The organism is Providencia sp. PROV208 (assembly GCF_028479465.1).
GTDB classification, from domain to species: Bacteria; Pseudomonadota; Gammaproteobacteria; order Enterobacterales; family Enterobacteriaceae; genus Providencia; species Providencia alcalifaciens.
In genome coordinates this window covers 201,410-227,886 of the sequence record NZ_JAMPNS010000010.1, presented here as the reverse complement: position 1 = coordinate 227,886, position 26,477 = coordinate 201,410, and the positions used below count along the sequence as shown (strand labels likewise).

Here is a 26,477-nt window from a genome sequence, read left to right as displayed (position 1 = left end):
ATATTGTATAAATATACAGTTACTGTATGTCCATACAGCATTGTAGCGAGGTGAATTATGAGCATCTATTCTTGGAACAACACAGCAGAACATTCTCTTAATCGTTTTACTAATGATAACTTCACACGTGATCACCTTACAGATAGTAACGTGACTAGTGCTAGTTCAACGATGAATAGTGTAAATGGCGCTATGCAACAAGGTATGGTGAGTGAGCTAGTTTATAATGAACAGCACCCAGTCATGGATTACATATTGCTACCAATGCTACGCCAGTTTGGTATTCAATCACGCTGGTTATTATGGTTGAGTCCTGAGAAAAAACTGAGTAAACATTGGGTGGAACAAGCGGGACTTCCTGCAAATAAAATTATGCAACTCAACCAAGTTGACTCAATTACAACTATTGATGCAATGGAAAAAGCATTGAGAAGCGGTAATTACAGTGTCGTATTAGGATGGTTACCAGAAATAAGTGAGCAAGATTTTATTCTTTTACAAAATGCCGCTGAAGTAGGTCATTCTATGGGATTCATTATGAGACCAGAAAAAACATATAATACAATTCAGATGACCACTAGACATCAAAACCTTTTAAAGATTCACTCCAATAAGATTCATTGATCAATAATAAGATTTTTCTTACTAAATTTTAAGTTGAGTAATATCGTTGTTAAATAAAACACTAAAATACATTAAAAACAATAGGATAGATTAATTAGCGATAAAATGTACAATATATTTATCTCTCTGATTTCAGGGATAAAAAAAGACTTTTTTTAACCTTTATTGCTTACCATACTTGTATCTTTTGGAGTTCGTTGTAGACTTTAGCCTGTTAAGCGTATGACATTATTTTTTTACTTTTCGTAAATTTTTGTGGATAATGTCAGCTGAACCTAGCAAGTAAATTGAACCAATGGCAAATAATAAGGCTCACGAAGCCAAGCCAATATTGGATGATAACGAGGCGTAAAAATGAAAAAGACAGCTATCGCGGTAGCAGTGGCAGTAGCAGCATTCGCAACTGTTGCACAAGCAGCTCCAAAAGATAACACTTGGTATACTGGTGGTAAATTAGGTTGGTCTCACTACGAGCACGCTAAATTTACTTTTGAAGATGCTGCAGGAGATGAAACTTCTGTTGGTACCGGTAAAAAAACTCGTGACCAATTAGGTGCGGGTCTGTACGCAGGTTACCAATACAACCAGTACATGGGCTTCGAAATGGGCTATGACTGGTTTGGTAAAATGAAGTACAAAGGTGACAACGCAGGTAGCGTTTCTTCTATGGGCGTTTCTCTGACTACCAAACTGAGCTATCCAGTAATGGAAGACTTAGACGTTTATACTCGTCTGGGTGGTATGGTTTACCGTACAGAAGCTAAAGTTAACGGCGTTGGTAAAGAAACTGACACTGGCGTTTCTCCAGTTTACGCACTGGGTCTTGAGTATGCTATCACTCCAGAATTAGCTACTCGTTTAGACTACCAGTGGGTTAGCCGCATGGGTGACAAAGACAACATCGGTGTTAGCCCAGACAACGGCATGCTGAGCGTTGGTCTTGCATACCGTTTCGGTCAAGAAGCAGCTCCAGTTGTTGCTCCAGCAGTAGTTGCTGAGCCAGCAGCTCCAGTTGTTGAAAACAAACGCTTCACTCTGCGTTCAGACGTTCTGTTTAACTTCAACAAAGCGACTCTGAAACCAGAAGGTCAGCAAGCTCTGAACGAACTGTACAACGAACTGAGCAACATCGACCCAACTCAAGGTCGCGTGCTGGTAGTTGGTTTCACAGACCGTATCGGTTCACAAAACTACAACCTGCCACTGTCACAAAAACGTGCTCAGTCAGTAGTAGATTACTTAGTTGCTAAAGGCGTTCCTGCAAGCGCAATCGCTGCAGAAGGTCGTGGTAAAGAAGATCCAGTAACTGGTAACAAATGTGACGCAGTTAAAGGCCGTGCAGCTCTGATCGAGTGTTTAGCGCCAGACCGTCGTGTTGAAATCGAAATCCAAGGTACAACTGAAGTTGTAACTCAACCAGGCGCTTAATTTATAGCCCTAGTTTAAATTTCGAAATGAATAAAAAAAACCCCAATTTATTGGGGTTTTTTTTATCGTCTAAATGAGGAAGTCATGAAAAATTCAATTTGTAGATAGATATCCTATTCTAAGCTAGCCTATTCTATATTCGATCAACGACACACATCGATAAGATCACTATTCTTTCTCTGACTTACCTAAGATCGCTTGAAGATCATGCTTCAATAAGCTCATCTGATTTTCATACTTATCTTTATGCTCTGCATCTTCAATTAACTGGATAATCGTTTCTGACAACGTTTTATTTCGATTAACGGCTAAATTTGATAACCGTTGCCAAACCGAATAATTTAAATCAATGGATTTCTTTCGAGTATGTGGATGCTCAGCATTAAAATGACGTTTACGGCGAGCACGAATACTCTGCTTCATTCGGTTATCTAATTGCGGAGACATATGGTCAGCAATCCATTTCAATACATCAACAGGTGTATTTTCTAGCTTTAGCAGCAACTCAATGGCTTCTTGTTCCGCACTTCTCTCTATATAGCGGGTAATCGGCTCCCCACTTCTCGCTTTATTGACCAGATATTCCCATTTCCAGCCACATTCAAGATTTTCAAGCTGCTGATATTTCATATTTTTTCCCGAAGAAAATCGTACCTATCATTATATTAGCAATATTATAAGAAAAATGCTCAAGCTGGATTCCATTTAATCGATTATCCCTTGATTAACACAAAGAAAATAACAGTAAATAAAAAAATAGTGTACAATTCGCATCCACACGTTAACAAACCACTAAAATCGCATGTCCACTTTTGAACACATACTTCTTATCTATGGGATTGGAGGAGTATGTTCAGCGTTATTCGCCCTGCTAGTAACCAAAGATCCTAGTTTTTGTATGAGACTCTTGAGCGCACTCTTAATTGGCTTAACATGGCCGCTGAGTTTACCTGTTGCTCTCATGTTTTCTTTATTCTAAATCGATATTTCGACAAATATTGCTGCAAGATTAGCGCTCAGAGGCTAATATAACAATCTTGAGTCAAAAATAGCTTAAGGTAATGAATTAGCCTGAAATTGTATATAAAACAGACAGTACAGAAATAAACTCAGGCACATGCGTCCTGCTTATTGGCAGGCATTTATTGATAACCATACTAATAGCAGATAATTATAGTGATCAGTCAAGAATTAACATGGCAAGGCCTAACTCCTAACTTATCGTCTTTTCAGACAAAATTTGTCTCTTCAGCGACGTTGACACCATCAACACTGTCTGATATTCAACCAAGATTATTCGATGGGATGCAGCATTTCATTCGCGAATATGCTCAAACACGGTTTATGTTCATTAAATCTGACGAAAGTGAAGAGTATCTAAAACTATTTACTGATTCGATCACGCCATTATTGAATGAAACTCATTTTATTAATGGGGATTATCAGCTATCTGAAGATAAACAACGATATCAATGGAAAACTGACTCAACGGGACGTTTTTCAACACAAGAGAAAATTGCCTACCGTCACTGGATTGAGCCAGAACAACTGTTCGGTTATGTCACTCCAAACCAAAATTTGGTACCGGGTTTGCTGCACCAAATTAATGGTGGCGTATTAATCATTTCAGCAACCGCACTGGTGACTCAGCCATTAATGTGGACTCGCTTAAAAAATATGGTTACCCGTCGCCAATTAGAATGGCTACCACACAGTGAAAATCAAACTCTACCCATAGAAATTGAGCCTCATCCTCTTGAGCTCAAAGTCATCGTCGTTGGTGATAGACTGATACTAGAAGAGTTTGAATTTGCCGCACCTGAGCTATTTGATTGCGCAATATACGCAGAGTATGAGCCGCTGATGTTCTTTGAGGATGAAGAACAATTAAGCTTATGGATGAATTTCATTAAGTTTATTATCAATAGCAATCAACTTCCTGAAATTGCTGTGGACGGCTGGTCCGAATTTATTTTACAAGCCACTCGTTGTTGCGAAGATAAGTATAACTTACCTCTCGATATTAATTGGTTAACACGTCAATTAACCAATGCAGCTAATTACGCCAACGAAGGTCATTTAACCGCAGAGTCATTTTCCCAAGCAGAAGAAAACCGTGTATGGCGTCATGCCTTCCTTGTAGAACGTAACCAAGATGACATTTTGCAAGAACAAGTTTTAATCAAAACGGAAGGTGAAGTTGTAGGTCAAATTAATGGACTCTCTGTTTTACAATACCCTGGTTATCCAGATGCTATTGGTGAGCCGTCCAGAATTACTTGTGTAGCACATCTTGGCGATGGCGAATTTACGGATGTCGAGCGTAAAGCAGAGCTAGGTGGCAATATCCATGCAAAAGGCATGATGATCATGCAAGCCTACCTAAACTATGAATTAAAATTAGAGCAACCTCAGCCATTTTCTGCTTCTATTGTATTTGAGCAGTCATATGGCGAAGTTGATGGCGATAGTGCATCCTTGGCAGAGCTTTGCGCCTTGATTAGCGCATTGTCATTACAGCCTATCGATCAGCAAATTGCCGTCACGGGCGCCGTTGACCAATTTGGCTATGTGCAACCTATTGGCGGTGTTAACCAAAAGATTGAAGGATTTTTTGATATCTGTGATAAGCGAGAGTTAACAGGTAATCAAGGTGTCATTATCCCAATGTCTAATGTGCGTCATCTGTGCTTAAAAGATGAAGTCGTCCAAGCGGTTAAAGAAGAAAAATTCCACATTTGGCCTGTCGAACACGTTGCTCAAGCCATTAGTCTTTTGACCAAGCAACCCTACTTTGAACAGCAAGTGGAAGGTGAAAATGTACACCTGTTAGCTTTAATTCAAGAACGCATAAACCAAGCCAATTCACCAGATAAGTCAAGATTACCTTGGTTTTTGAAGTGGATGAGCTAAGTAAAGATTGCGTAAATATTAGCTGATCGGAGTTGTTCAGCGTACAAGTGTAAGCTATTCTGTGAACCTATACATAATAAAGGCTATCTGAAGATCATGGTTGATAAACGCGAATCCTATACGAAAGAAGATTTAGAGGCTTCTGGAAGAGGCGAATTATTTGGGGAAAATGGTCCTCCACTACCATCAGGTAATATGTTGATGATGGATCGAATCATCAAAATGACCGAAGATGGCGGTACATTCAATAAAGGCTACGTTGAAGCTGAGCTGGATATCAATCCAGACTTATGGTTCTTTGGTTGTCACTTTACGAATGACCCAGTTATGCCGGGTTGTTTAGGTCTTGATGCTATGTGGCAACTGGTTGGTTTTTACCTTGGCTGGTTAGGCGGTGAAGGCAAAGGTCGTGCTTTAGGTGTTGGTGAAGTGAAATTCACTGGACAAGTACTACCGACAGCAAAAAAAGTCACTTACCGTATCAATTTTAAACGAGTGATCAACCGTAAATTGATTATGGGATTAGCTGATGGTGAAGTGTTGGTGGATGGCAAACTCATTTATGCCGCTACAGACCTAAAAGTCGGCTTATTTAAGGATACAAGCGCGTTCTAATCGAACCTTGCCCTTAAACGCAAACCTCCGCAAATGCGGAGGTTTATAATTTTTAAGGGATTGTATTAAATTATGCGTGAAATAAATTTTCGCAAAATTAATCTAATTATCCTCGTGAATGACCCATTAAACGGCAACTGCCGCTCTGTCCTCCATCGCTTGACGCCAACCACCTAGCCAATGCGAACGGGCATCTACTGCCTGATAAGGACATAACTCTTTGGAACGCCCGGTTAAACCTGCTTGATAACCTCTTGATAACGCTCTTTCTAAACGGTCTCTCTTCTGTCTTTTCATGCCTTACTTCCCTCATCATTTAAATGGAAAAGAAAACAGCATCTATTTTTGTTAATAGATACACTATACAAATAGCGCCCACCCATAAGAAATGCAAGTAAAGAATTTCATATTATTGTCATAATTATGATAAATGTGACCTACATTTAGAGATAATCACAAGCTACTGATATTCAAACAATTAAAAATAAAATTGTTATTTATCAATGGAATACGAGATTCAATGTCGGTTATTTTTATTTGTAAAGTAACAAAAAAATGCACTACGTTTTACTGTAGTGCATTCATTTCACGGTAAAATAGTATTCAAATTATGGCTTATTGATCTCTTGAGCTATATCCACTGCCACTTTCTGCCAACCACTCGCAAGTGTTCTGACTAATTCAGGATAACCATCTTCTTGCTGCTCTAATTGAATGTCAAAGTTACGGCGAATGACTTTGTCACCTCGCATCAGCGTCCAAAAACCCTGAACTAAGACTTTTCCATCATAACGACCATTGAACGCTGTCAACGTAATATCTAGCGTCTCAGGTGAGCTTTGCAATGGCTGTAATGAGATAAACCTATCAGGCAACGTTGAAGAGAGCTCACGCACCATCGATTGCCCTAATTGCTGTTCTAGCGGACTTGCCCATAAATGCGCGCTGGCATTTGAGTAAGCCACATCTGATGTTTGATAAGTGATCCCATTCGATGTCAGTACATCTGCCAACGTGATGCGTTGGAGCCAGACCTGACCTTTACCCATCACTGTTGCTGATTGCACTTCTGGCGCTTTCATCGGTAATTGATAGTACACTTTATCTGGGCTACTGCTACAAGCCGCCAGTAGAAAAACACCTATTGCTAATAGATATTTCATTATTTTTTCACTCCTTTAGGCACTACGTCCTTAGTCGGCTCAGCTTCAAACACTAATGCATTGCTCTTATTATTCAGCGTACGCAATAGCGGTTGGACTTCACGAAGTACCTGATCTAAACGCTGCATATCATCAACCATCTTGTTATAGGCTGGGGAGCCCGGCTGGAAACCCTGCATTGTTTTGTTAATCTCTTTCAGTGATTTTTGCATATCTGTCGGCAGGCTTTGGAATTCTTTACTCGACATCAGCTTATTCAGTTGCGTGAACATCACATTCGCTTCTTGAACCAATTTTTGACCTTCAGCTAAGGTCTGAGTGGTTTGTTTCAACATAGGCTCAATTGGCATATTGTTGATTTTATCAAGTACCGCAATCACTTTTTGTTGGATCTGCGCTAAGCCACCACTGTGCGTTGGAATAATTTTATAACCTGCAATCACATAAGGACCTTTATATTCAGGCACATCCGGAATAAAGTCGAGGTCAATATATAAAGCACCCGTTAATAAATTACCGGATTTTAATGAAGCTCTTAGCCCATTTTTCATCGCCAGATTCAATTCATTTTTCAGGTTAAAGTCTTTACCGACATCTTTAGAAAAACGCTCTGGTTCTATATGGATCAGCACTGGAATACGGAAATTATTATCCAAAGACTGGTCTAGTCCCGCTGTATAAAATGGCACTTGCGCCACAGTTCCTAAACGAATCCCACGGAATTCTACTGGGGCTCCAGGCTGTAATCCACGGACAGAGTCTGAGAAAAACAGTACAAAGTCTTGGTATGTGGTATATAACGAGTCTTGGATACTTGATTGAGTATCAAATAGTTTGAACTGTGCATTCTCTTTCACAGCTTCCCCAGGAACCCACCCTTCTGGCACATCAAAACTCACACCACCAGTCAACAATGTCGCGACTGAGCCCATTGATACATGTACCCCTTGGGAAGACATATCAAACGCAATACCACTGTCTTTCCAGAAACGCACATTACTGCTGATTAGCTTGTCATAAGGTGCATTGATAAACAGTTGATAACGCATATCACGTTGGTCCATATCGAAATTACTCGTTTCGACAGATCCGACGCGATACCCGCGGAATAAAACGGGATCCCCTGCATTAAGCTGTCCCGCTTTATCACTGGTTAAAATAATTCGCTTACCTTTAGCATCAGGGGACGCCAAAGGTGGCGTATCTAATAGTGTAAATTCGAAATGCTCTTTTGCCGCTAGACCAGGTTGCAGTTCGATATAAGCCCCTGACAGCAGAGTGCCTAACCCAGTCACACCATCACGACCAATGGTTGGCTTAACAATCCAAAAGGCAGAATCTGAGCGTAGTAAATCTTCCATATCTGGGTTTAAACGCGCTTTGATGATCACTCGACTAAAATTAGAATCCAAAGTGACGCTTTCAACGACCCCAATATCTACACTACGACTTTTAATTTTAGTTTTACCCGCTTCAACCCCTTCAGCGCTGTAAGTGATTAACGTCACTTCTGGGCCTTGATGACTAAAATGGTAAAACATGATCCAAGCACCGATGAGTAAAGTTACAATCGGGATCACCCAAACCGGTGACCAGCTTTTTAACTTACTCACTTTAGCGTTGGCCTGTGGTGTTTCTTGCTCTGTCACCCTGCGGCTCCTTCTTGTTCAACAGCCTTAACTGCATCTCTCTTGTTACAACGATCCCATGTTAAACGAGGATCAAATGTCATTGCGGCAAACATCGTTAAAATCACTACCACGCCAAAGAAAATAACTCCCTGTGCGGGGACGATGTTCATTAATTGCCCCATTTGAACCAATGCAGTCAAAATGGTAATCACAAACACGTCAATCATTGACCAGCGGCCAACGTACTCCACCAGCTCATAAATAAAATGCATTCTATGTGGATCACGGTTTCCAAAACCTTGAGAGTCAAGACATAGCCATGCTATGCCAATCATTTTCAGAGTAGGAACCATAATACTGGCAATAAAAATAATCATAGCAACGGGGAACGAACCATCTTCCCAAAGAAGAATGACACCATCCATGATCGTAGACGGTAGCCCACTACCTAACGCATTAGTGGTCATCACTGGCAAAACGTTTGCAGGAATATAAAGCATAATTGATGTTAACAGTAACGCTAATGTCCACTGTAAACTCTGCTTTTTACGTACACTGCCATAAGAGTGGCAACGTGGGCATTCATGTTGTTCCGCAGGTAAAATCGCCGTACAAACTAAACACAAGCGTACATTTTGGCTAATTCCTGTTTGCCCAACAATCAAAGGCTTATTTATCTTAGGAGCGTCTTCAATTTTGTTCCATAACCAATGACGATCCAAACATTGGAATGCACGCACTTGCATCATACAGAACGCACAATAAGGGAGAAAACTCATCCCAATGCCAATTTCACCATACGCAATCAATTTCACGAAACTCACTAGCACTCCAGCGAGAAAAATTTCCGCCATGCACCACGATTTCATCTGAAAAAGAATTCGAGTAATCAGTATTTTAATTGATTTATGAAGGTGAACCCGCAGCCCAAGTAGGATGATTGTTACCATACAAAATGCAGGAATGATCAGAGAAAAGAGGAGAAAAAACAGCGCTAAGCCGCTGTAACGCGTCCCCATAATAATCTCGATGATTTGAAACATGGAGATTTCATTTTCAATGCCTGCCGCACTCATTTTTACAAATGGGAAAAGACAGGCAATAGTCAGCATAATCAATGCACTAAATGCATATGCTGCGGGTTGCCTGTAAGGATAACGCCATTTGGATATGAGTGTTGTTTCACAACGCGGACATGTGGCTTTACTACCTTGTTCCAATTCAGGAACAGCAACCATCATGTCGCACTGTGGACAGAGCACATGTTCATGGGGCTCATGAGAACACAAAGTGTTTTCTCTCCTTTTGATTTAAACCGTCATATCAACCGTTTTTCAACAGCTCTAGCTCCTGCCAACGATCAAACGCTTGTTCTAACTCTTGTTCTTTAGCGGCAAGTGCAGTTAGTGTGCTTTCAGTCACATCATGTGGCTGATTAAAGAAATCTGCATCGCCAATTTTTGCTTGAAGAACTTCAATTTCCCCTTCAAGTTGCTCTAATTTTGCTGGTAATTGCTCTAACTCACGTAATAAATTATAGCTAAGTTTATTCACACGTTTAGGGGCTTCTTTTGGCTTAGCCTCTTTTTCTGGCGCAGCTACTTTACTGGTTTGCTCCGATTTCAGACGTACCGTTTGTGCTCTTTGCTGCTGAGCATCTTTATAGCCACCTACAAAGCGGTTAATTTCACCATTACCTTCGAAAATCCAGCACTCTGTTACGCTGTTATCCACGAATTCTCTATCATGGCTAACTAATAAAACGGTACCTTGATACCCATCCACCAGCTCTTCCAGTAACTCCAATGTTTCAACATCAAGGTCGTTGGTTGGTTCATCAAGGATCAGCAAGTTACTTGGCTTTAAGAATAAACGTGCTAATAATAAGCGGTTACGCTCACCACCGGATAACGCTCTTACAGGCGTCATCGCACGTTTTGGCGGGAACATAAAGTCTTGCAGGTAACCTAATACATGACGAGGTTTACCATTAACCATGACCTCTTGCTTACCTTCCGCAAGGTTATCCATCACGGTTTTATCTGGGTCGAGTGCTGCACGGTGCTGGTCAAAATAGGCAACTTCAAGTTTAGTCCCACAGTGAACGCGTCCACTATCTGCTTGCAAATCACCCAGCATTAAACGTAACAGTGTGGTTTTACCACAACCGTTAGGTCCCACCAATGCAATTTTATCGCCACGCATCACTTGCGCAGAAAAATCCTTCACTAAAACTTTATTATCAACTTGATAATTAACGTTTTCTAACTCAAATACAATTTTACCGGAACGCGCGGCTTCGCCCACTTGCATACGAGCAGTGCCCATCACTTCACGACGCTCTGAACGTTCCACGCGCAATGCTTTCAGCGCGCGAACACGCCCTTCGTTACGAGTACGGCGCGCTTTGATCCCTTGGCGGATCCACGCTTCTTCCTGCGCTAATTTGCGATCGAATTCCGCGTTTTGCATCTCTTCAACACGTAGCGCTTCTTCTTTATTGATCAGATAATCATCATAATTACCTGGCCAAGAAGCGAGCTGACCACGGTCTAAATCGATAATACGGGTTGCCATATTACGAATGAAAGAACGGTCATGGGAAATAAAGACAATGCTGCCTTGGAAATCTTTCAAAAATGTTTCTAACCACAAAATGGTTTCAATATCCAAGTGGTTTGTCGGCTCATCTAAAAACAGTACGCGCGGGTTACTTACTAGTGCGCGCCCTAATGCTGCTTTACGTAACCAACCACCGGATAGTGAAGATAATTCTGCATCAGCTGGTAATCCCAATTTTTTGAGAACATCATTAATGCGCGAGTCTAGTAACCAGAGGTTTAAGTTATCCAGAACTTCTTGTAAATCCGCGAGTTTATTTAAATTTTTCTCGCTTGGGTCAGACTCCACCAGCTTAGCAACATGGTGATAATCTTTTAAATATTGCGCTTGTTCGGCAACGCCTTCAGCCACAAAGTCAAAAATTGTGCCCTCTACGTTACGCGGAGGATCTTGCTGTAAACGTGCAACAATTAAATCTTGTTCATAAGTGAGTGAGCCATCATCAAGCGGTTGCTCTTTCGTCAATACACGCATCAGGGTCGATTTTCCAGCCCCGTTTCGTCCAACAAGGCAGACGCGTTCATTGTCTTCGATATGAATTTCAGTGTTGTCTAACAGCGGCGCATCACTAAACGCGAGATATGCGCCCGATAAATTAATTAAAGCCATTAATTCTGTTCCTTACTCTGCGTGGCTAATCAACCAGCAGTTGTGAATTTGACGGTTACGTGCGAAATCTTCTGACAGTGTCTTAGCAGTAATTTCTTGTGCTTTTAAGCCAAGCTCAGTCAGTGCTTCAAGATCCATTTTGAATCCACGCTTATTGTTCGAGAACATCACTGTTCCACCACGACGCAGCATGCGTTTCAGATGTGTAATCAGCTGCACATGGTCACGTTGAACATCAAATGTCCCATCCATACGTTTTGAGTTTGAGAACGTCGGTGGGTCGATGAAAATTAAGTCAAATTGCTCATCGGCATTGGCTAACCAGTTTAAGCAATCTGCTTGCATTAAGCGGTGTTGACGACCGGTAAGTTGGTTCACTTGTAAGTTTTTCTCTGCCCATTCTAAATAGGTACGAGACATGTCGACAGACGTGGTGCTCTTAGCGCCCCCCAGACCCGCATGAACAGTCGCAGTGCCGGTATAACAAAATAGATTTAAGAAATCCTTACCACGGCTCATTTCACCTAACATGCGGCGGGCAATACGGTGGTCGAGGAATAACCCTGTATCTAGGTAGTCAGTTAAATTCACTAACAATTTAGCGTTATATTCCTGCACTAAGAAGAAATCATCTTTTTGCGCCAATTTTTCGTACTGCTGTTTACCTTTTTGACGCTGACGGGTTTTCAATACTAATTGATTTGAGGTCAACCCAAGAACGTTCATCGTCGCAGTGATCACATCAAATAAGCGCTGACGCGCTTTGCGCTCATCAACAGTTTTTGGTGGTGCATATTCTTGGACGACAACTTTCTCACCGTAGATATCCACAGCCACATTGTATTCCGGTAAATCTGCATCATACAAACGGTAGCAATCCACGCCCTGCTGTTTCGCCCATTTTGCCAGTTTTTTCTGATTCTTACGCAAGCGGTTAGCAAAATCAGGAGAAATCTCAGCCACCGTTTCTGACGGAGTTTCTGCTAATTGATAGTTTTTCTGTACACAGTCCAATGGGCCATTTTTGGCTTTAAATTCACGTTCAGAACGTAATTGTAAGCAGCTTAATAATTCAGGAGATGCGCTGAAAATAGATAAACGCCAACCAGGGAAACGTGCTTTAACCACCCGCCCGAATTGGCTATGTAATGCGATTAATGCTGGCTCACTTTCCAAACGTTCGCCGTATGGCGGGTTGCTAATAATAGTGCCCTTGATATCGGTTTTGACTGGGTTTTCCAATGCAGCGGCATCACCATGATTAAAGGTGATCAAATCTTGTAACCCTGCTCGACGGGCATTCGCTCGCGCCATATCCAGCACACGTTTATCGATATCAAAACCATAAAAACGTGAAGTCGTGTCTTTTAAACCTTGACGAAAACGAACTTGTGCTTCAGTGACCACTTCACGCCATAATTCAGGATTGTGCTTCAACCATGCATTAAATCCCCAATGCTGACGGTATAAACCTGGCGCTCTATCTGCAGCAATCATTGCCGCTTCAATTAATAATGTACCCGAACCACACATTGGGTCGACCATTGGGGTATTTTTCTGCCAACCGGAACGACTAATAATAGCGGCGGCTAACGTCTCTTTTAATGGGGCTTGTCCGGCTAAATCACGATAGCCACGAATATGCAGTGAATCGCCACTCAAGTCGAGTGCAACACTCGCGCGTTCTTTGTTCAGATAAACGTTAATGCGAATATCGGCTTCTTGGCGAGCCACATCAGGGCGTTGGTCCAACTTACGCACAAAGCTGTCAACGATGGCATCTTTTACTTTTAATGCACCATATTGGCTATTGCGGATCTCCTCGTTGGTTCCGGTGAAATGCACCACAAACGTATCATCAACGGAAAAAATTTCAGACCAATCAATAGCTTGTACACCCAGATACAAATCAAGGTCGCTATAGACATCAAAATCATTCAGCGGTAATAAAATACGGGATGCCAGTCTACTCCATAGCAGACTTTGATACATCACACGGTCATCAGCCTGAAAATAGACGCCCCCTTGTGCCACTTTGCACTGGCTAGCGCCAAGCGCTTCCAATTCAGTTTTCAGTAGTTCTTCCAGGCCTCGGGCTGTGCTGGCAAACAGAGAATTCATAGTATTTATTACCGATTTCGATGAAAAATTGTTGCGCATTATAGCTAATCTCATGCACTTGTCATAAAGTTGCTGCACAACAATTATAGGATTAAAAAATGATTACGCTTTCGCGCCTGTATACACACCCAGTCAAGTCAATGAGGGGCATTCGTCTCTCTCATGGTTACGCTGATATCAGCGGATTGACGTTTGATCGTAACTTTATGGTCACCACATTAGAAGGTAAGTTTATCACTGCACGTAAATATCCGCAGATGTTATTATTTACCCCCGCTATGCTCAATAATGGGCTTTATCTCAAAGCACCTAATGGTGAAAGCGCTACCGTATTGTATCAGGACTTTAATGAGAAACAGAGTCCCACTGAAGTTTGGGGCAATCATTTTCATGCTCTTATTGCACCTGATGAGATAAATAATTGGTTAAGCACTTTTTTTGACGAACCCGTCCAACTGAGATGGCTAAGTCCTGAGTTATCTCGCCGCGTCAAAAAACACCATGATGTTCCTTTATCTTTCGCGGATGGCTACCCATTTTTATTAATTAATGAAGCTTCTGTACAAGAGCTACAACGTCGCTGCCCCGCTAGCGTGAAACTTGAACAATTTCGCGGTAATTTGATCATCACTGGCGCCAAACCATTCGAAGAAGACAGTTGGAAGCGCATTCAAATTGGCGATGTCATTTTTACATTAGATAAACCCTGTAGCCGTTGCATTTTGACCACCGTCAGTCCAGAAAAAGGGATTAAACATCCTCATGCAGAGCCACTTTCTACGCTGCAAACCTTTCGAATGGATGACTCTGGCGATGTCGATTTTGGGCAAAATGCCTTGATTGAAAATACAGGAATTATCCGTGTTGGTGACACGCTCACTGTTTTAGACACTAAGTCACCAAAACAGTATCCATTACGTGATAGAGAAACGCCGGTAGCTCCTACTACTAAGCCAGCCCTAAAAGCAGTAAGTTTAGTGTTTGAAGAGACTGAATATGCAGGAAATACTGAGCATGTGATTCTTGAACAACTTGAATCTCATGGGCTTTCTATCCCTTATTCATGCCGTGCGGGCATTTGTGGTCGTTGCCAAATATCGCTCATTGAAGGAGAGGTAATACCGTTGAAGCAAAGCGCTATTAAAGAAAACGGGGATATTTTAGCGTGTAGCTGTATTCCAAAAACAGCACTTAAACTTGCCTTCAAGCAAGCCAACTAAATAAAAGCAAAACCTCAACTAAGAAAATAATTTTTTAGTTGAGGCTCTTAATTAAAGATAAATTCTTCTCATATTATTCAGCCATATTTATCGTATGAATTTTATCATGCGTACTTTTCTCATTTTATTTATTCAGTATGAAAAGGTTTATTTCGCATAAAAAACAATCAAAATACGAATATGATCATAACCGATCAATTAGATGACATTTCCATATAATAAACGCTTAGTCCGAGATTGATAATGCATCATGCGATCATTCATGATCTTAATTGGATCGCAAAATCTCAAAGTACGATCCGGTAATTCTAATGATGGCTCCGCTAATAAACATAAGCTTGCCGATTCACCTGCTTCCGCAATAATAAAGGTTGAATAAATATGACTATTCTCTAAGCACACTTGAATTAGCTGACCACGAACTGGCGTACTCATAAAATGGAAACTCGAGAAATACCAGCTTTTCGGCATTTGTGGTTTTAAAAAGCGGTAAGCAACTAAGCTGTTTAAGACTAACTCAGCCCTTTCTTCATAGCTAATATTTAATCTCTTCGCTTGTTCATCAAATAAATAAAATTCTGCGGCATCCTCAATACTAAAAGGCATTTCGTTATATGCAGAAACAGTCAACATTTTAGCTGGAAAACAAGACCGAAATATCATGCCGTTGGCGAGATCTAACATCACTCTGTCATGGTCACGATCAAAAAACCAACGCCAATGATCATCAGGTTTAATATTCATAAACGATCCTTTAGCGATGTCATAAGCAAATAAGCTTTGTTTGGATCCTTAATAAGGATCCCTTTAAACATATCTCAATTATACCCTAAAGCTTAAAAGATAAAGATACACGACAGACTGATCAATATGAGTAAACTTCAATGTCGACTTTTTAATAGCGAATTAATCAGATAAATGAAAACTATATGACGCACAACTACACGTATAACTTGTCATTTAATGGGTATAATTTATGTTCAAACTTAATATAGGATAAAAGGGGGAATAAATAAACCCCCTTGTATAATTAATCACCATTTTTTAGATGTGATTAACAATATCCTTTATTAATTTTGGTCCGTGGTAAATAAAACCAGAATAAATTTGTACTAATGATGCCCCTGCTTCCATTTTTTCTCTAGCCGCAGTTAATGAATCAATTCCACCCACACCAATAATTGGTAATTTCCCATTTAATTCACGAGAAATAAGTTTAATCACTTGGGTACTTTTTAATTGTACTGGACGACCACTTAATCCACCCGCTTCATTACAATGATTCAAACCTTGGACTAAAGAACGATCTAATGTGGTGTTTGTCGCAATAACACCATCAATATTATGTCTTACTAAACTATCGGCGACTTGCACAATCTCTTCTTCTGTTAAATCCGGTGCAATTTTAACGGCAACTGGAACATATTTTTGATGGATTGCCTGCAATGCCAATTGTTTTTCTTTAATACCACTTAATAAATCATCCAGCGCTTCCCCATATTGTAATGTTCGTAAACCTGGGGTGTTAGGAGATGAAATATTGATAGCGATATAACCCGCATGGGCGTACACCTTGTCCATGCAAATTAAATAATCGTCTTTACCTTGTTCAACCGGGGTATCTTTATTCTTACCGATATTGATGCCGATAACCCCACCGTATGTTGATTTTTTGACATTCTCAACGAGGTTATCAACGCCTTTGTTGTTGAAACCCATGCGGTTAATGATCCCTTCCGCTTCAACAACTCTGAATAATCTTGGCTTGTCATTACCCTCTTGAGGGCGCGGCGTAACGGTACCAATTTCAACAAACCCAAATCCCATTGCACCAAACGCATCAATGCACTCGCCATTCTTATCGAGTCCGGCGGCTAAGCCTAATGGATTTTTAAAGGAGAGTCCCATACAGGTCACGGGTTTGGTTGCAATAGACTGACGGAGAAGGAATTGAAGCGGAGAGTGGTTTAAACGCTGAAGCTGACGAAACGTTAATTCATGGGCCTTTTCAGGGTCGAGCTGAAACAGTGCCTTTCGGGCAAGGTGATATAACATAGCTATTAACCTACTTTCTGTCTAAGTACGATTGAATACGCATTCTCTACACGACACACTCAAACTCAGCGCGTGCAAAAATACCCCCAAACCTGTTTTACCAATAGGGTTTGTGAGTATAGAAGTGAGATCGGCTTGATAAAACGGCACATATGCTACCCTAACAAGGGGGTAATAATCCATGAAAATATCACTAAAAGTGCTAATTGTTTTGATCTTCTACCATAAAAAAGCCCTTAGACTCGAAAATCTAAGGGCTTACATCACAGTCGGTTCAATATATTAGCTTTCGAGAGCTTTCGTTATCTTCTCGAAAAGATCGCCAGAAAGATTTTCTAACCCTTTCAGTTTTTCCAGAACCTCACGCATTAATCCTTGGCGCTTCGCATCATAGCGCTTAAAGCGGATTAATGGTTCGATCAGCCGAGATGCGACTTGCGGGTTACGGGTATTCAGATCCACCAGAATTTCATACAAGAATTGATAACCGCTGCTATCTTCTGCATGGAAATTCACTGGGTTACCCGCTGTAAATGAACCAACTAAGGCACGGACTCGGTTAGGGTTAGTCATACTAAATGAACGATGTTTTAATAATTCTCGCACCTTCGTCAAGGTATTTTCAGCCGGATTGGTCCCTTGCAATGTAAACCATTTGTCCATCACCAGACCATCATGGTGCCAGCGATCATCAAAATCCGCCATCAGCTCAGCGAGGCACGGTAAACCAGCTTCATTTGCGGCTGTCAACGCAGCTAATGAATCTGTCATATTATCCGCAGTACGGTATTGAGCTTCTACCAACTTATTAGCCAGCTCAATATCATCCCCTGCCGCTAAATATTGCAAACAAGTATTACGCAGAGAACGCAGCGCGATATCGCCATGGTCCACACGATATTCATCAATATGAATAGAACGATACACCGTTAAGAATTCATCATGCATTTCATTCGCCAGTGTAGAGTGAATGAAATTAATGACGGTATGAATTGCCACAGGATCAATAACGGTAAATAACTCTGCAATTTCATTTTCTGAAGGCAGCGTTAAAATTAATGCCGCTAATGCTGGATCAATATTCTCGCTGAGTAACACGGCACGGAAAGCATCCACGACATGCTCTGGCAGGACTAATGGCTCACCTTTATGCAGTTTTTCAACATTGATTTTAGCGTAGTTATTAATCAGTTGCTGCGCAGCATCCCAGCGGGAAAACTCATTGCTTGCATGCTGCATTAGAAACGCCAATTGGTCATCAGTATAAGGATAATCCAATTTTACAGGTGCCGAAAACTCACGTAATAAAGAAGGTACTGGGCGAGAAGCCACATTATCAAACACAAAGCTTTGTGATTCTTGCGTAATATTCAAGACTGAATTTACTAAGCTACCATCGCGCTTAAGCGGGATCACCGCACCATCTTCCCCATAAAGCTCAATATCCAGTGGAATATGCAATGGATGTTTTTCTGCTTGATCCGCCGTTGGAGGCGTCATTTGGCTAACGTGCAGCGTATATTGTTGCTTTTCTTGAGAGTATTCGTCTCGGACGGTCAGTACTGGTGTCCCCGACTGACTATACCAGCGACGGAACAACGAGAGATCCACATTGGATGCATCTTCCATTGCCTGCACAAAATCATCACAGGTTGCCGCGCTGCCATCATGACGATGAACATACAGCTGAATACCCGCTTGGAACATCTCTTCACCCAGTAATGTGTGGATCATGCGGATCACTTCAGACCCCTTTTCATACACTGTCAGTGTATAAAAGTTGTTCATTTCGATCACTTTCTCAGGGCGGATCGGGTGAGCCATTGGGCTCGCATCTTCCGCAAACTGTGCCGCACGCATGACTTTAACATTATTAATTCGGTTAACTGAACGTGAACCTAAATCCGAGCTAAATTCCTGATCACGGAAAACCGTCAGCCCTTCTTTCAAACTTAATTGGAACCAATCACGGCAAGTAATACGGTTACCCGTCCAGTTATGGAAATATTCGTGACCAATCACTGATTCAATATTTAGATAATCTTTATCTGTGGCGGTTTCACTTTTCGCTAAAACGTACTTGGAGTTAAATACGTTCAGACCTTTATTTTCCATTGCGCCCATATTGAAGAAATCAACGGCAACAATCATGTAAATATCAAGGTCATACTCTAAACCAAAACGTTCTTCATCCCATTTCATCGCATTTTGCAGGGATTTCATTGCCCAAGGCGCGCGGTCCAAGTTGCCTTTGTCCACAAACAATTCTAATGCCACTTTACGACCAGTGCGTGTCACAAACTCATCACGCAGGACATCAAAGTCCCCAGCAACTAGGGCAAATAAATAACTTGGTTTTGGGAATGGGTCTTCCCATTTTACCCAATGACGACCATCTTCCAGCTCACCTTCTGCGATGCGGTTACCATTAGAAAGTAAATAAGGATAGCGGGATTTATCAGCAGTAATTTTTGTAGTGTAACGTGCTAATACGTCAGGGCGGTCTTGATAATAGGTAATGTGGCGAAAGCCTTCAGCTTCACATTGTGTACATAGCGCTTCACCAGAAACATATAAGCCTTCTAATGCACTATTTTTTTCAGGGCTAATTTCATTAACAATGCTTAGCGTAAACGTTTCTGGTAACGATTCAATCACCAGTTTACCGGACTCTTCTTTATAATTTGTCCACGCTTTTCCATCCACTTCAAGGCTAATGAGTTTAAGATCTTCACCAAATAATTCTAAGGTGGAAGATTGTGGATTAAGGCGTTTTACCTTACTAATGGCGGTCACTGTGGTTTTGGCGGGATCAAGGTCAAAATCAAGAGATATTTCTGTAATCGTATAATCAGGTGCTTGATAATCTTGACGATATTTCGCTTGTCTTAACTGAGTCATAGGTAACCTTTTTCTTCGTTATATCCGTGTCATAGTCTCTTGTTACTACATACAATACTATAAGATGAACTAATGTGAATCGACTTAAGAAACATTTTCATCACAAATTACGATGTTTCTCTGTTATTACCTATCAAATCTATGTATCTAGTATCCAACTTTGTTGGCGAACGATTTGCCTGTTGGTGCTATAGATCTATCAAATCTAAATTTACATGTTAGTATCATTCGGTGATTATTGTTTTGGGTATGTTACCGAACAGTAAATGAAGATCTGTTGATAAAAAAATCACGTTGAGCACATTTAACTCAACCGTTAATTAGGTGAATTAAAGTTGAATTATCGCCCAACAACATACAGATAGAATAAAACTTCTATCTTTTGTTAAAGCGGGTATACTTTTTCAACTTTAACGATTTAGCTATTAGTCAGCTCCGCGAGGAACTCTGCGCGCATGAATTTAGACGTAACACCGATTATTACATCACTGCTGGATACCGATGCTTATAAGCTCCACATGCAGCAAGCCGTTTTTCACCGCTACAACCAAGTTCCCGTTGTCGCTGAATTTCGTTGCCGTAGCAGTGATATTTTAGGTGCCTATGCCAATGAGATTGAACAACAGATCCAACTGATGGCACAGCTTTCTCTTTCTGATGATGAGCATCAGTACTTGCGTACTCTGCCTTTTTTCACCGAAGATTACCTCTCGTGGCTAAAAACATTTCGCTTTAATCCACAGCAAGTCGCCGTAAGTACCGCTGAAGATGGTCAACTAGCGATACGTATTAGCGGTCCATGGCGTGAAGTGATTATGTGGGAAGTACCGCTACTTGCCCTTGTTAGCGAAATTGTCCAGCGCGATAGACACCCGAACATCACACCTCATGATGCGGTAACCCAACTGCGTAAATTGCTGGAATTGTTTTATCGGGAAGCTAACGAACGCCAATTGAATCTATCTGGATTTAAATTGATGGATTTCGGAACTCGCCGCCGCTTTTCCTATGATGTGCAAGCCGCTATCGTGGGCATGCTCAAGCAAGAGTTTCCTTACTTAGTGGGCACTAGTAACTATAAACTTGCGCGTGAATTAGGCTTAATGCCTGTCGGCACACAAGCCCATGAATGGTTCCAAGCCCATCAACAAATTAGTCCTGAGCTAGCGAATAGCCAGCGTGAAGCCTTGCAAAGTTGGCTAGATGAATACCCTAATCATTTAGGGATCGCTTTGACGGATTGCATCACCATGGATGCGTTTTTACGTGACTTTGACCGCGAGTTTGCGAACCGCTATCAAGGTCTGCGTCATGATTCCGGTGACCCTATTGAATGGGGAGAGAAAGCCATTGCCCATTATCAGAAATTGGGCATTGACCCGCTCAGTAAAACGCTGGTGTTCTCTGATAATTTAGACTTACAAAAAGCCTTAGAGCTGTATCATTATTTCCATAAACGCGTGAATTTAGTGTTCGGTATTGGTACAAGACTGACGTGCAATATTCCTAATGTTGTGCCGATGAATATCGTGATTAAGCTGGTGGAATGTAATGGTAAACCTGTCGCTAAATTATCTGATAGCCCAGGAAAAACGATTTGTGAAGATGATGAATTTGTTAATCAGCTGCGCAAAGCCTTTGACCTTCCTAAAATGGAAAAAGCCTGCTAAAACCAAATTAATAACCCGATAGCGATTTTTTACTTGTTTCCTGCCAAATGGCAAGTAACATAGCAGATTACCCCTGAAATATGGGATTTCGGAAAAGATGTCGGGTTAATGGTTTTTCATATGACGGTTTTTCTTCTTATATCGCGTTTCTTTGTAAACCCATAAGCAGCAAATCCCAAACAACACAAACTCGTCATCTCATATCGTTAATATTATTTAAAAGAGAGTAATTTTTATGATCGTTGCGCCTGTAGTCGATGTACTGCAAGGCCGTGTGGCGGTGGGCTCAGAAGTCACCGTTCAAGGCTGGGTACGTACAAGGAGAGATTCAAAAGCTGGTTTTTCTTTCCTCGCCGTTTATGACGGTTCATGCTTTAACCCATTACAGGCTATCATCAATAATAATTTATCTAATTATAATGACGAAGTCCTGCATTTAACCACTGGCTGCTCTGTTGAAGTCACTGGTATTGTTGCTGAATCTCAAGGTCAAGGTCAGTCTTTTGAATTACAAGCAACGGCAATCAAAGTCGTTGGTTGGGTTGAAGATCCTGATACTTACCCAATGGCAGCAAAACGTCACAGTGTTGAGTTTTTACGTGAAGCTGCGCATTTGCGCCCACGCACTAACTTAATCGGTGCTGTTGCACGTGTTCGCCATACTTTAGCCCAAGCCCTGCATCGCTTCTTCGATGAACAAGGTTTCTTCTGGGTATCTACCCCGCTGATCACCGCATCCGATACCGAAGGTGCGGGTGAAATGTTCCGTGTTTCCACACTGGACTACAACAACCTGCCGCGCAATGACAAAGGTGAGGTTGACTTCAGCGAAGATTTCTTTGGTCGCGAAGCGTTCTTAACAGTTTCTGGTCAGCTAAACGGTGAAGCTTATGCGACAGCATTAAGCAAAATCTACACCTTTGGTCCAACTTTCCGTGCAGAAAACTCTAACACTAGCCGCCACTTGGCTGAATTCTGGATGTTAGAGCCTGAAGTGGCATTTGCTAACTTAGATGACATCGCGGGTCTTGCAGAAAAAATGCTGAAATACGCATTCAAAGCGGCATTAACTGAGCGTCGTGATGACCTTGAATTCTTTGCAGAGCGCGTAGACAAAGACGTGATTAACCGTCTGGAACGTTTTGTGAATTCTGATTTTGCGCAAGTCGACTATACCGATGCAATCAAAATTCTCGAAACCTGTGGTCAGAAATTCGAAAACCCAGTTTACTGGGGTGTCGATATGTCTTCTGAACATGAACGTTACTTAGCTGAGCAACACTTTAAAGCGCCAGTTGTGGTTAAAAACTACCCGAAAGATATTAAAGCTTTCTATATGCGCCTTAACGAAGACGGTAAAACCGTTGCCGCAATGGATGTATTAGCGCCGGGTATTGGTGAAATCATCGGTGGTTCTCAGCGTGAAGAACGTCTAGATAGACTGGATACACGTTTAGAAGAAATGGGTATGAATAAAGAAGATTACTGGTGGTACCGTGATCTGCGCCGTTATGGCACTGTACCGCATTCAGGTTTCGGTCTTGGTTTTGAACGCCTGATTGCTTATGTAACCGGTGTCAGTAACGTACGTGAAGTCATTCCGTTCCCACGTACGCCAAGAAACGCAGCATTCTAATATCAAACGCCCGTTATCAGGCTTTATATGATTATCAATATCGGGTCACTCTGCTGACCCGATATTTTATCTCAGTACAAATGATTTTCACCTCAATGATAGCCGTCTGCAATTGATCGGCTGATTTGAGACCAGTGTCACAATTTTTCTTTTATTGCCCTATTTTTTGCTTTTTTATTAACGATTCTTATTCCGACTAAGAATAATCTGCTTTAGGTACTCTACCATTCTTATTTGTTTGTGCATTTTTCCCTCATCAATGAATGACATCGTTCGAAAAAAGTTCAATTTGTCTTTCAAAAAAGTTCCCTCTTTTTTGTAAAATTTTTTCAACTGGTAGGATGAGTGGTTATTTTTTGCTCTATTTTTTACATTTTGAAACACCTTGTTACCATTTGTTTCAGAATCTTCGTTTTTGTAGCATTTTGGGGGTAGATAAATTTATCTACCAATGGAACACTGGACGCCGACTAAAGACGACACTAATCTCTCATAAATAGTTCCAATTAATTTTGCGAATTGTTTTTGGCAGTGGCAGGTGTCCGAATAACACCAATGAGGGTAATAATAATGATGAAACGCAATATTCTTGCAATGGTTATCCCAGCTCTGTTAGCTGCTGGTGCAGCAAACGCAGCTGAAGTCTACAACAAAGACGGCAACAAATTAGACGTTTACGGTAAAGTAGACGTACGTCATTACTTCGCTAACTCAGAAAGCGGCGAAGATGGCGACGATTCACGCGTTCGTTTAGGTGTTAAAGGTGATACTCAAATCACTGATCAACTGACTGGTTTTGGTCGTTTCGAGTGGGAAACTAAGACTAACAAAACCGAAAACAACAACGATAACAAAAACCGTTTAGCTTACGCGGGTCTGAAATTCAAAGACTTCGGTTCTTTCGACTACGGCCGTAACTACGGTGTTATCTATGACACGAACGCATGGACCGACGTTTTCCCATTATGGGGCGGCGACACTATGGCTCAAACTGACACGTTCATGACTTCACGTAACCGTAACTTAGCGACTTACCGTAACAACAACATGTTCGGTTATGTTGATGGCCTGAGCTTCGCGCTGCAATACCAAGGCAAAAACACTGATTCTAACAAATCAGGTACTGGCGTTGGTTACAAAGACAACGGTGACGGTTACGGTTTCTCTACCGCTTATGACTTAGGTTGGGGCGTGACTCTGGGTGGTGGTTACTCTAACTCTGCTCGTACTGAAGCTCAAAAATCTTCAGACGCTGAAGGTAAACGTGCTCAAGCATGGAACGTTGGTGCAAAATTTGATGCTAACAACGTATACTTAGCAGCTATGTACGGTGAAGCACTGAACACCACTCACTTCGGTTCAGTTCACGAAATCGCTAACAAAACTCAAAACGTTGAATTAGTAGCTCAATACCTGTTCGACTTCGGTCTGAAACCATCTATCGGTTATAACCAATCTAAAGGTAAAGACATCGAAGGTTACGGTAACGAAGATCTGGTTAAATACATCTCTGTAGGTTCTTACTACTACTTCAACAAAAACATGTCTGCAGTTGTTGATTACAAAATCAACCTGCTGAAAGACAACGACTTTACTGAAACTAAAGGTCTGATGACTGACAACGTTGTTGGTTTAGGTCTGGTTTACCAATTCTAATTATCCGTTAACGGATAATCTGAAAACAGTAAACAATGTTTTTGCAAGGCAGCGCTTCGGCGCTGCTTTTTTTATTCTCAGAACTTCGTTCCCTATTCCTATCCCCATCGCTAAGTTCCTTCTCGGGTTTTCCTTTCAAGTTAGCCGACCTCTTGGGCAATATCTTAACTATCGAATACGCTCAAAATTCAATTAATTAGATAAAGTCACTGGTTTATACTCAATTTTTGGTCAAATTTGATGTAATGGCTATCTAGCTCACAAGATCACACCAATTTTTGGTAAAACAATTGGCAAAAACTTGTTACCAAGTTACTCTGGTGACTCGACATTTTCCGTTATACCTCTTTTTCAGCTAAACCACAGAGTTTTGGAATCGACAATATGTTTGAGAAAATCATTTCTGCCCCAGCAGACCCTATCCTTGGTCTTGCTGATAGTTTCCGTGCTGATCCTCGCGATAATAAAATCAACCTCGGTATCGGTGTCTACAAAGACGAATCGGGTAAAACCCCTGTTCTGGACACAGTCAAAAAAGCAGAGAAATTTCTGCTAGAAAACGAAAATACAAAAAACTATCTCGCGATTAGTGGAATGCCGGAGTTTGGTCGTGTCACTCAAACACTGCTGTTTGGTGACAACCATGAAATCATTACGTCACAACGTGCGCGTACAGCACAAGCGCCAGGAGGCACGGGCGCCCTGCGTATTGCAGCCGATTTCATTGCCAAACAAACCAACGCAAAACGTGTTTGGATCAGCAACCCAACGTGGCCTAACCATAAAAATATTTTCGAAGCTGCGGGCTTAGAAGTGCTGACCTATAACTACTATGATGCGGCAAACCACGGTATGGATTTTGACGGTATGCTTAACAGCCTGTCATCCGCGGTTGCAGGTGATGTGATTGTTCTCCACGGCTGCTGTCATAACCCAACGGGTATCGACCCAACGGCAGAACAATGGACTCAGCTAGCATCTCTGTGCGCAGAAAAAGGCTTATTACCTGTATTTGACTTCGCTTACCAAGGCTTTGCAAAAGGCTTAGATGAAGATGCGGAAGGTTTACGTATTTTCACCAAAAACAACCCTGAAATGATTGTTGCGAGCTCATTCTCGAAAAACTTTGGTCTGTACAATGAGCGTGTCGGGGCTTGCACCATCATCGCAAAAGATAGCGATAACGCAGAACGTGCATTTAGCCAAGCAAAAGCCGTGATCCGCGCTAACTACTCAAACCCTCCAGCCCATGGCGCGGCAGTCGTGACCACTATCCTATCTGATGAAACATTAAAAGCAGAATGGATCCAAGAACTGACAGCGATGCGTGAACGTATTAAACGTATGCGTCAACTGTTAGTGAAAACATTGGACGAGAAAGGCGCTAAACAGGACTTCAGCTTCATTATCAACCAAAATGGTATGTTTTCCTTCAGTGGGCTGACTAAAGAGCAGGTAGAGCGTTTACGGAGCGAATTTGGCATCTATGCTGTTAGCTCTGGTCGTATTAACGTCGCAGGCTTAACGCTGGAAAACATGGTGCCACTGTGTGATGCCATCGTGAAAGTTCTATAAGTATTTATTCAAACAACTAAATACTTCACAAAAACAGC

The 26,477-nt window shown here is 41.5% G+C and carries 20 protein-coding genes; 10 read left to right on the top strand and 10 right to left on the bottom strand.

Going from position 1 to position 26,477, the window contains the following annotated elements:
- The first annotated feature begins 57 nt into the window (after positions 1–57).
- Together sulA and ompA are read left to right on the top strand one after the other, a co-directional pair.
- On the top strand, positions 58–624 hold the full coding sequence (sulA, locus tag PR766_RS08825) for an SOS-induced cell division inhibitor SulA (RefSeq protein WP_006657849.1): 567 nt from the start codon (positions 58–60) through the stop codon (positions 622–624).
- A gap of 354 nt (positions 625–978) precedes the next feature.
- A complete protein-coding gene (gene ompA / locus PR766_RS08820) occupies positions 979–2,052 on the top strand; it encodes a porin OmpA (protein WP_006657848.1) in 1,074 nt (357 codons plus the stop codon).
- Positions 2,053–2,220: 168 nt separating this feature from the next.
- Here the strand turns inward: ompA and matP are convergent, their stop codons facing one another.
- On the bottom strand, positions 2,221–2,682 hold the full coding sequence (matP, locus tag PR766_RS08815) for a macrodomain Ter protein MatP (protein ID WP_006657847.1): 462 nt from the start codon (positions 2,680–2,682) through the stop codon (positions 2,221–2,223).
- 172 nt (positions 2,683–2,854) lie between these two features.
- Between matP and PR766_RS08810 the strand changes: the two genes are divergently transcribed.
- The 3 genes from PR766_RS08810 (at position 2,855) to fabA (ending at position 5,580) form a co-directional block, all read left to right on the top strand.
- On the top strand, positions 2,855–3,031 hold the full coding sequence (locus tag PR766_RS08810; protein WP_006662138.1) for a GhoT/OrtT family toxin: 177 nt from the start codon (positions 2,855–2,857) through the stop codon (positions 3,029–3,031).
- A gap of 197 nt (positions 3,032–3,228) precedes the next feature.
- Entirely contained in the window at positions 3,229–4,965 is a 1,737-nt protein-coding gene (locus PR766_RS08805; protein ID WP_036965229.1) for an AAA family ATPase, read from the top strand.
- Positions 4,966–5,061: 96 nt separating this feature from the next.
- On the top strand, positions 5,062–5,580 hold the full coding sequence (gene fabA, locus PR766_RS08800) for a bifunctional 3-hydroxydecanoyl-ACP dehydratase/trans-2-decenoyl-ACP isomerase (protein ID WP_006657845.1): 519 nt from the start codon (positions 5,062–5,064) through the stop codon (positions 5,578–5,580).
- 126 nt (positions 5,581–5,706) lie between these two features.
- On the opposite strand, the gene rmf is transcribed toward fabA, so the two are convergent.
- The 6 genes from rmf to rlmKL form a co-directional block, all read right to left on the bottom strand.
- Positions 5,707–5,877, bottom strand: coding sequence for a ribosome modulation factor (gene rmf / locus PR766_RS08795; protein WP_006657844.1), 171 nt, complete (start codon positions 5,875–5,877; stop codon positions 5,707–5,709).
- 311 nt (positions 5,878–6,188) lie between these two features.
- Positions 6,189–6,743 carry a membrane integrity-associated transporter subunit PqiC gene (gene pqiC, locus PR766_RS08790; RefSeq protein WP_006662140.1) on the bottom strand — a complete coding sequence of 185 codons (555 nt, stop codon included), beginning with the start codon at positions 6,741–6,743 and terminating at the stop codon, positions 6,189–6,191.
- The gene (gene pqiB / locus PR766_RS08785; RefSeq protein WP_006662141.1) at positions 6,743–8,392 is read right to left on the bottom strand and encodes an intermembrane transport protein PqiB; all 1,650 of its coding nucleotides are present in this window, start codon (positions 8,390–8,392) and stop codon (positions 6,743–6,745) included. The genes pqiC and pqiB overlap by 1 nt, the downstream gene beginning before the upstream one ends.
- Positions 8,389–9,663 carry a membrane integrity-associated transporter subunit PqiA gene (gene pqiA / locus PR766_RS08780; protein WP_036972618.1) on the bottom strand — a complete coding sequence of 425 codons (1,275 nt, stop codon included), beginning with the start codon at positions 9,661–9,663 and terminating at the stop codon, positions 8,389–8,391. The genes pqiB and pqiA overlap by 4 nt, the downstream gene beginning before the upstream one ends.
- Positions 9,664–9,697: 34 nt before the next feature.
- Entirely contained in the window at positions 9,698–11,605 is a 1,908-nt protein-coding gene (locus PR766_RS08775) for an ABC transporter ATP-binding protein (RefSeq protein WP_036960406.1), read from the bottom strand.
- A gap of 12 nt (positions 11,606–11,617) precedes the next feature.
- Complete coding sequence (rlmKL, locus tag PR766_RS08770; protein ID WP_154636148.1) at positions 11,618–13,726, bottom strand: bifunctional 23S rRNA (guanine(2069)-N(7))-methyltransferase RlmK/23S rRNA (guanine(2445)-N(2))-methyltransferase RlmL; 2,109 nt, start codon at positions 13,724–13,726, stop codon at positions 11,618–11,620.
- Positions 13,727–13,824: 98 nt separating this feature from the next.
- Here rlmKL and PR766_RS08765 point away from each other — a divergent pair, with 98 nt between their 5' ends.
- Positions 13,825–14,946, top strand: a complete 1,122-nt coding sequence (locus PR766_RS08765) for a YcbX family protein (RefSeq protein ID WP_154600703.1) — start codon at positions 13,825–13,827, stop codon at positions 14,944–14,946.
- 198 nt (positions 14,947–15,144) lie between these two features.
- Here the strand turns inward: PR766_RS08765 and PR766_RS08760 are convergent, their stop codons facing one another.
- The 3 genes from PR766_RS08760 to pepN all read right to left on the bottom strand — a co-directional run bounded on the left by PR766_RS08760 (position 15,145) and on the right by pepN (position 19,902).
- Positions 15,145–15,690, bottom strand: a complete 546-nt coding sequence (locus PR766_RS08760) for a cell division protein ZapC (protein ID WP_006657837.1) — start codon at positions 15,688–15,690, stop codon at positions 15,145–15,147.
- A gap of 300 nt (positions 15,691–15,990) precedes the next feature.
- Entirely contained in the window at positions 15,991–17,001 is a 1,011-nt protein-coding gene (gene pyrD / locus PR766_RS08755; protein WP_006657836.1) for a quinone-dependent dihydroorotate dehydrogenase, read from the bottom strand.
- A 282-nt stretch (positions 17,002–17,283) separates the two neighbouring features.
- The gene (pepN, locus tag PR766_RS08750) at positions 17,284–19,902 is read right to left on the bottom strand and encodes an aminopeptidase N (protein ID WP_036974753.1); all 2,619 of its coding nucleotides are present in this window, start codon (positions 19,900–19,902) and stop codon (positions 17,284–17,286) included.
- 455 nt (positions 19,903–20,357) lie between these two features.
- Here pepN and pncB point away from each other — a divergent pair, with 455 nt between their 5' ends.
- The 4 genes from pncB to PR766_RS08730 all read left to right on the top strand — a co-directional run bounded on the left by pncB (position 20,358) and on the right by PR766_RS08730 (position 26,439).
- Positions 20,358–21,572, top strand: coding sequence for a nicotinate phosphoribosyltransferase (gene pncB, locus PR766_RS08745; RefSeq protein WP_006657834.1), 1,215 nt, complete (start codon positions 20,358–20,360; stop codon positions 21,570–21,572).
- A gap of 235 nt (positions 21,573–21,807) precedes the next feature.
- A complete protein-coding gene (gene asnS, locus PR766_RS08740) occupies positions 21,808–23,208 on the top strand; it encodes an asparagine--tRNA ligase (protein WP_154636149.1) in 1,401 nt (466 codons plus the stop codon).
- Between the two features lie 573 nt (positions 23,209–23,781).
- Positions 23,782–24,864, top strand: coding sequence for a porin (locus PR766_RS08735; RefSeq protein ID WP_154636191.1), 1,083 nt, complete (start codon positions 23,782–23,784; stop codon positions 24,862–24,864).
- A 384-nt stretch (positions 24,865–25,248) separates the two neighbouring features.
- On the top strand, positions 25,249–26,439 hold the full coding sequence (locus PR766_RS08730) for an amino acid aminotransferase (RefSeq protein WP_006662150.1): 1,191 nt from the start codon (positions 25,249–25,251) through the stop codon (positions 26,437–26,439).
- Positions 26,440–26,477: the final 38 nt, after the last annotated feature.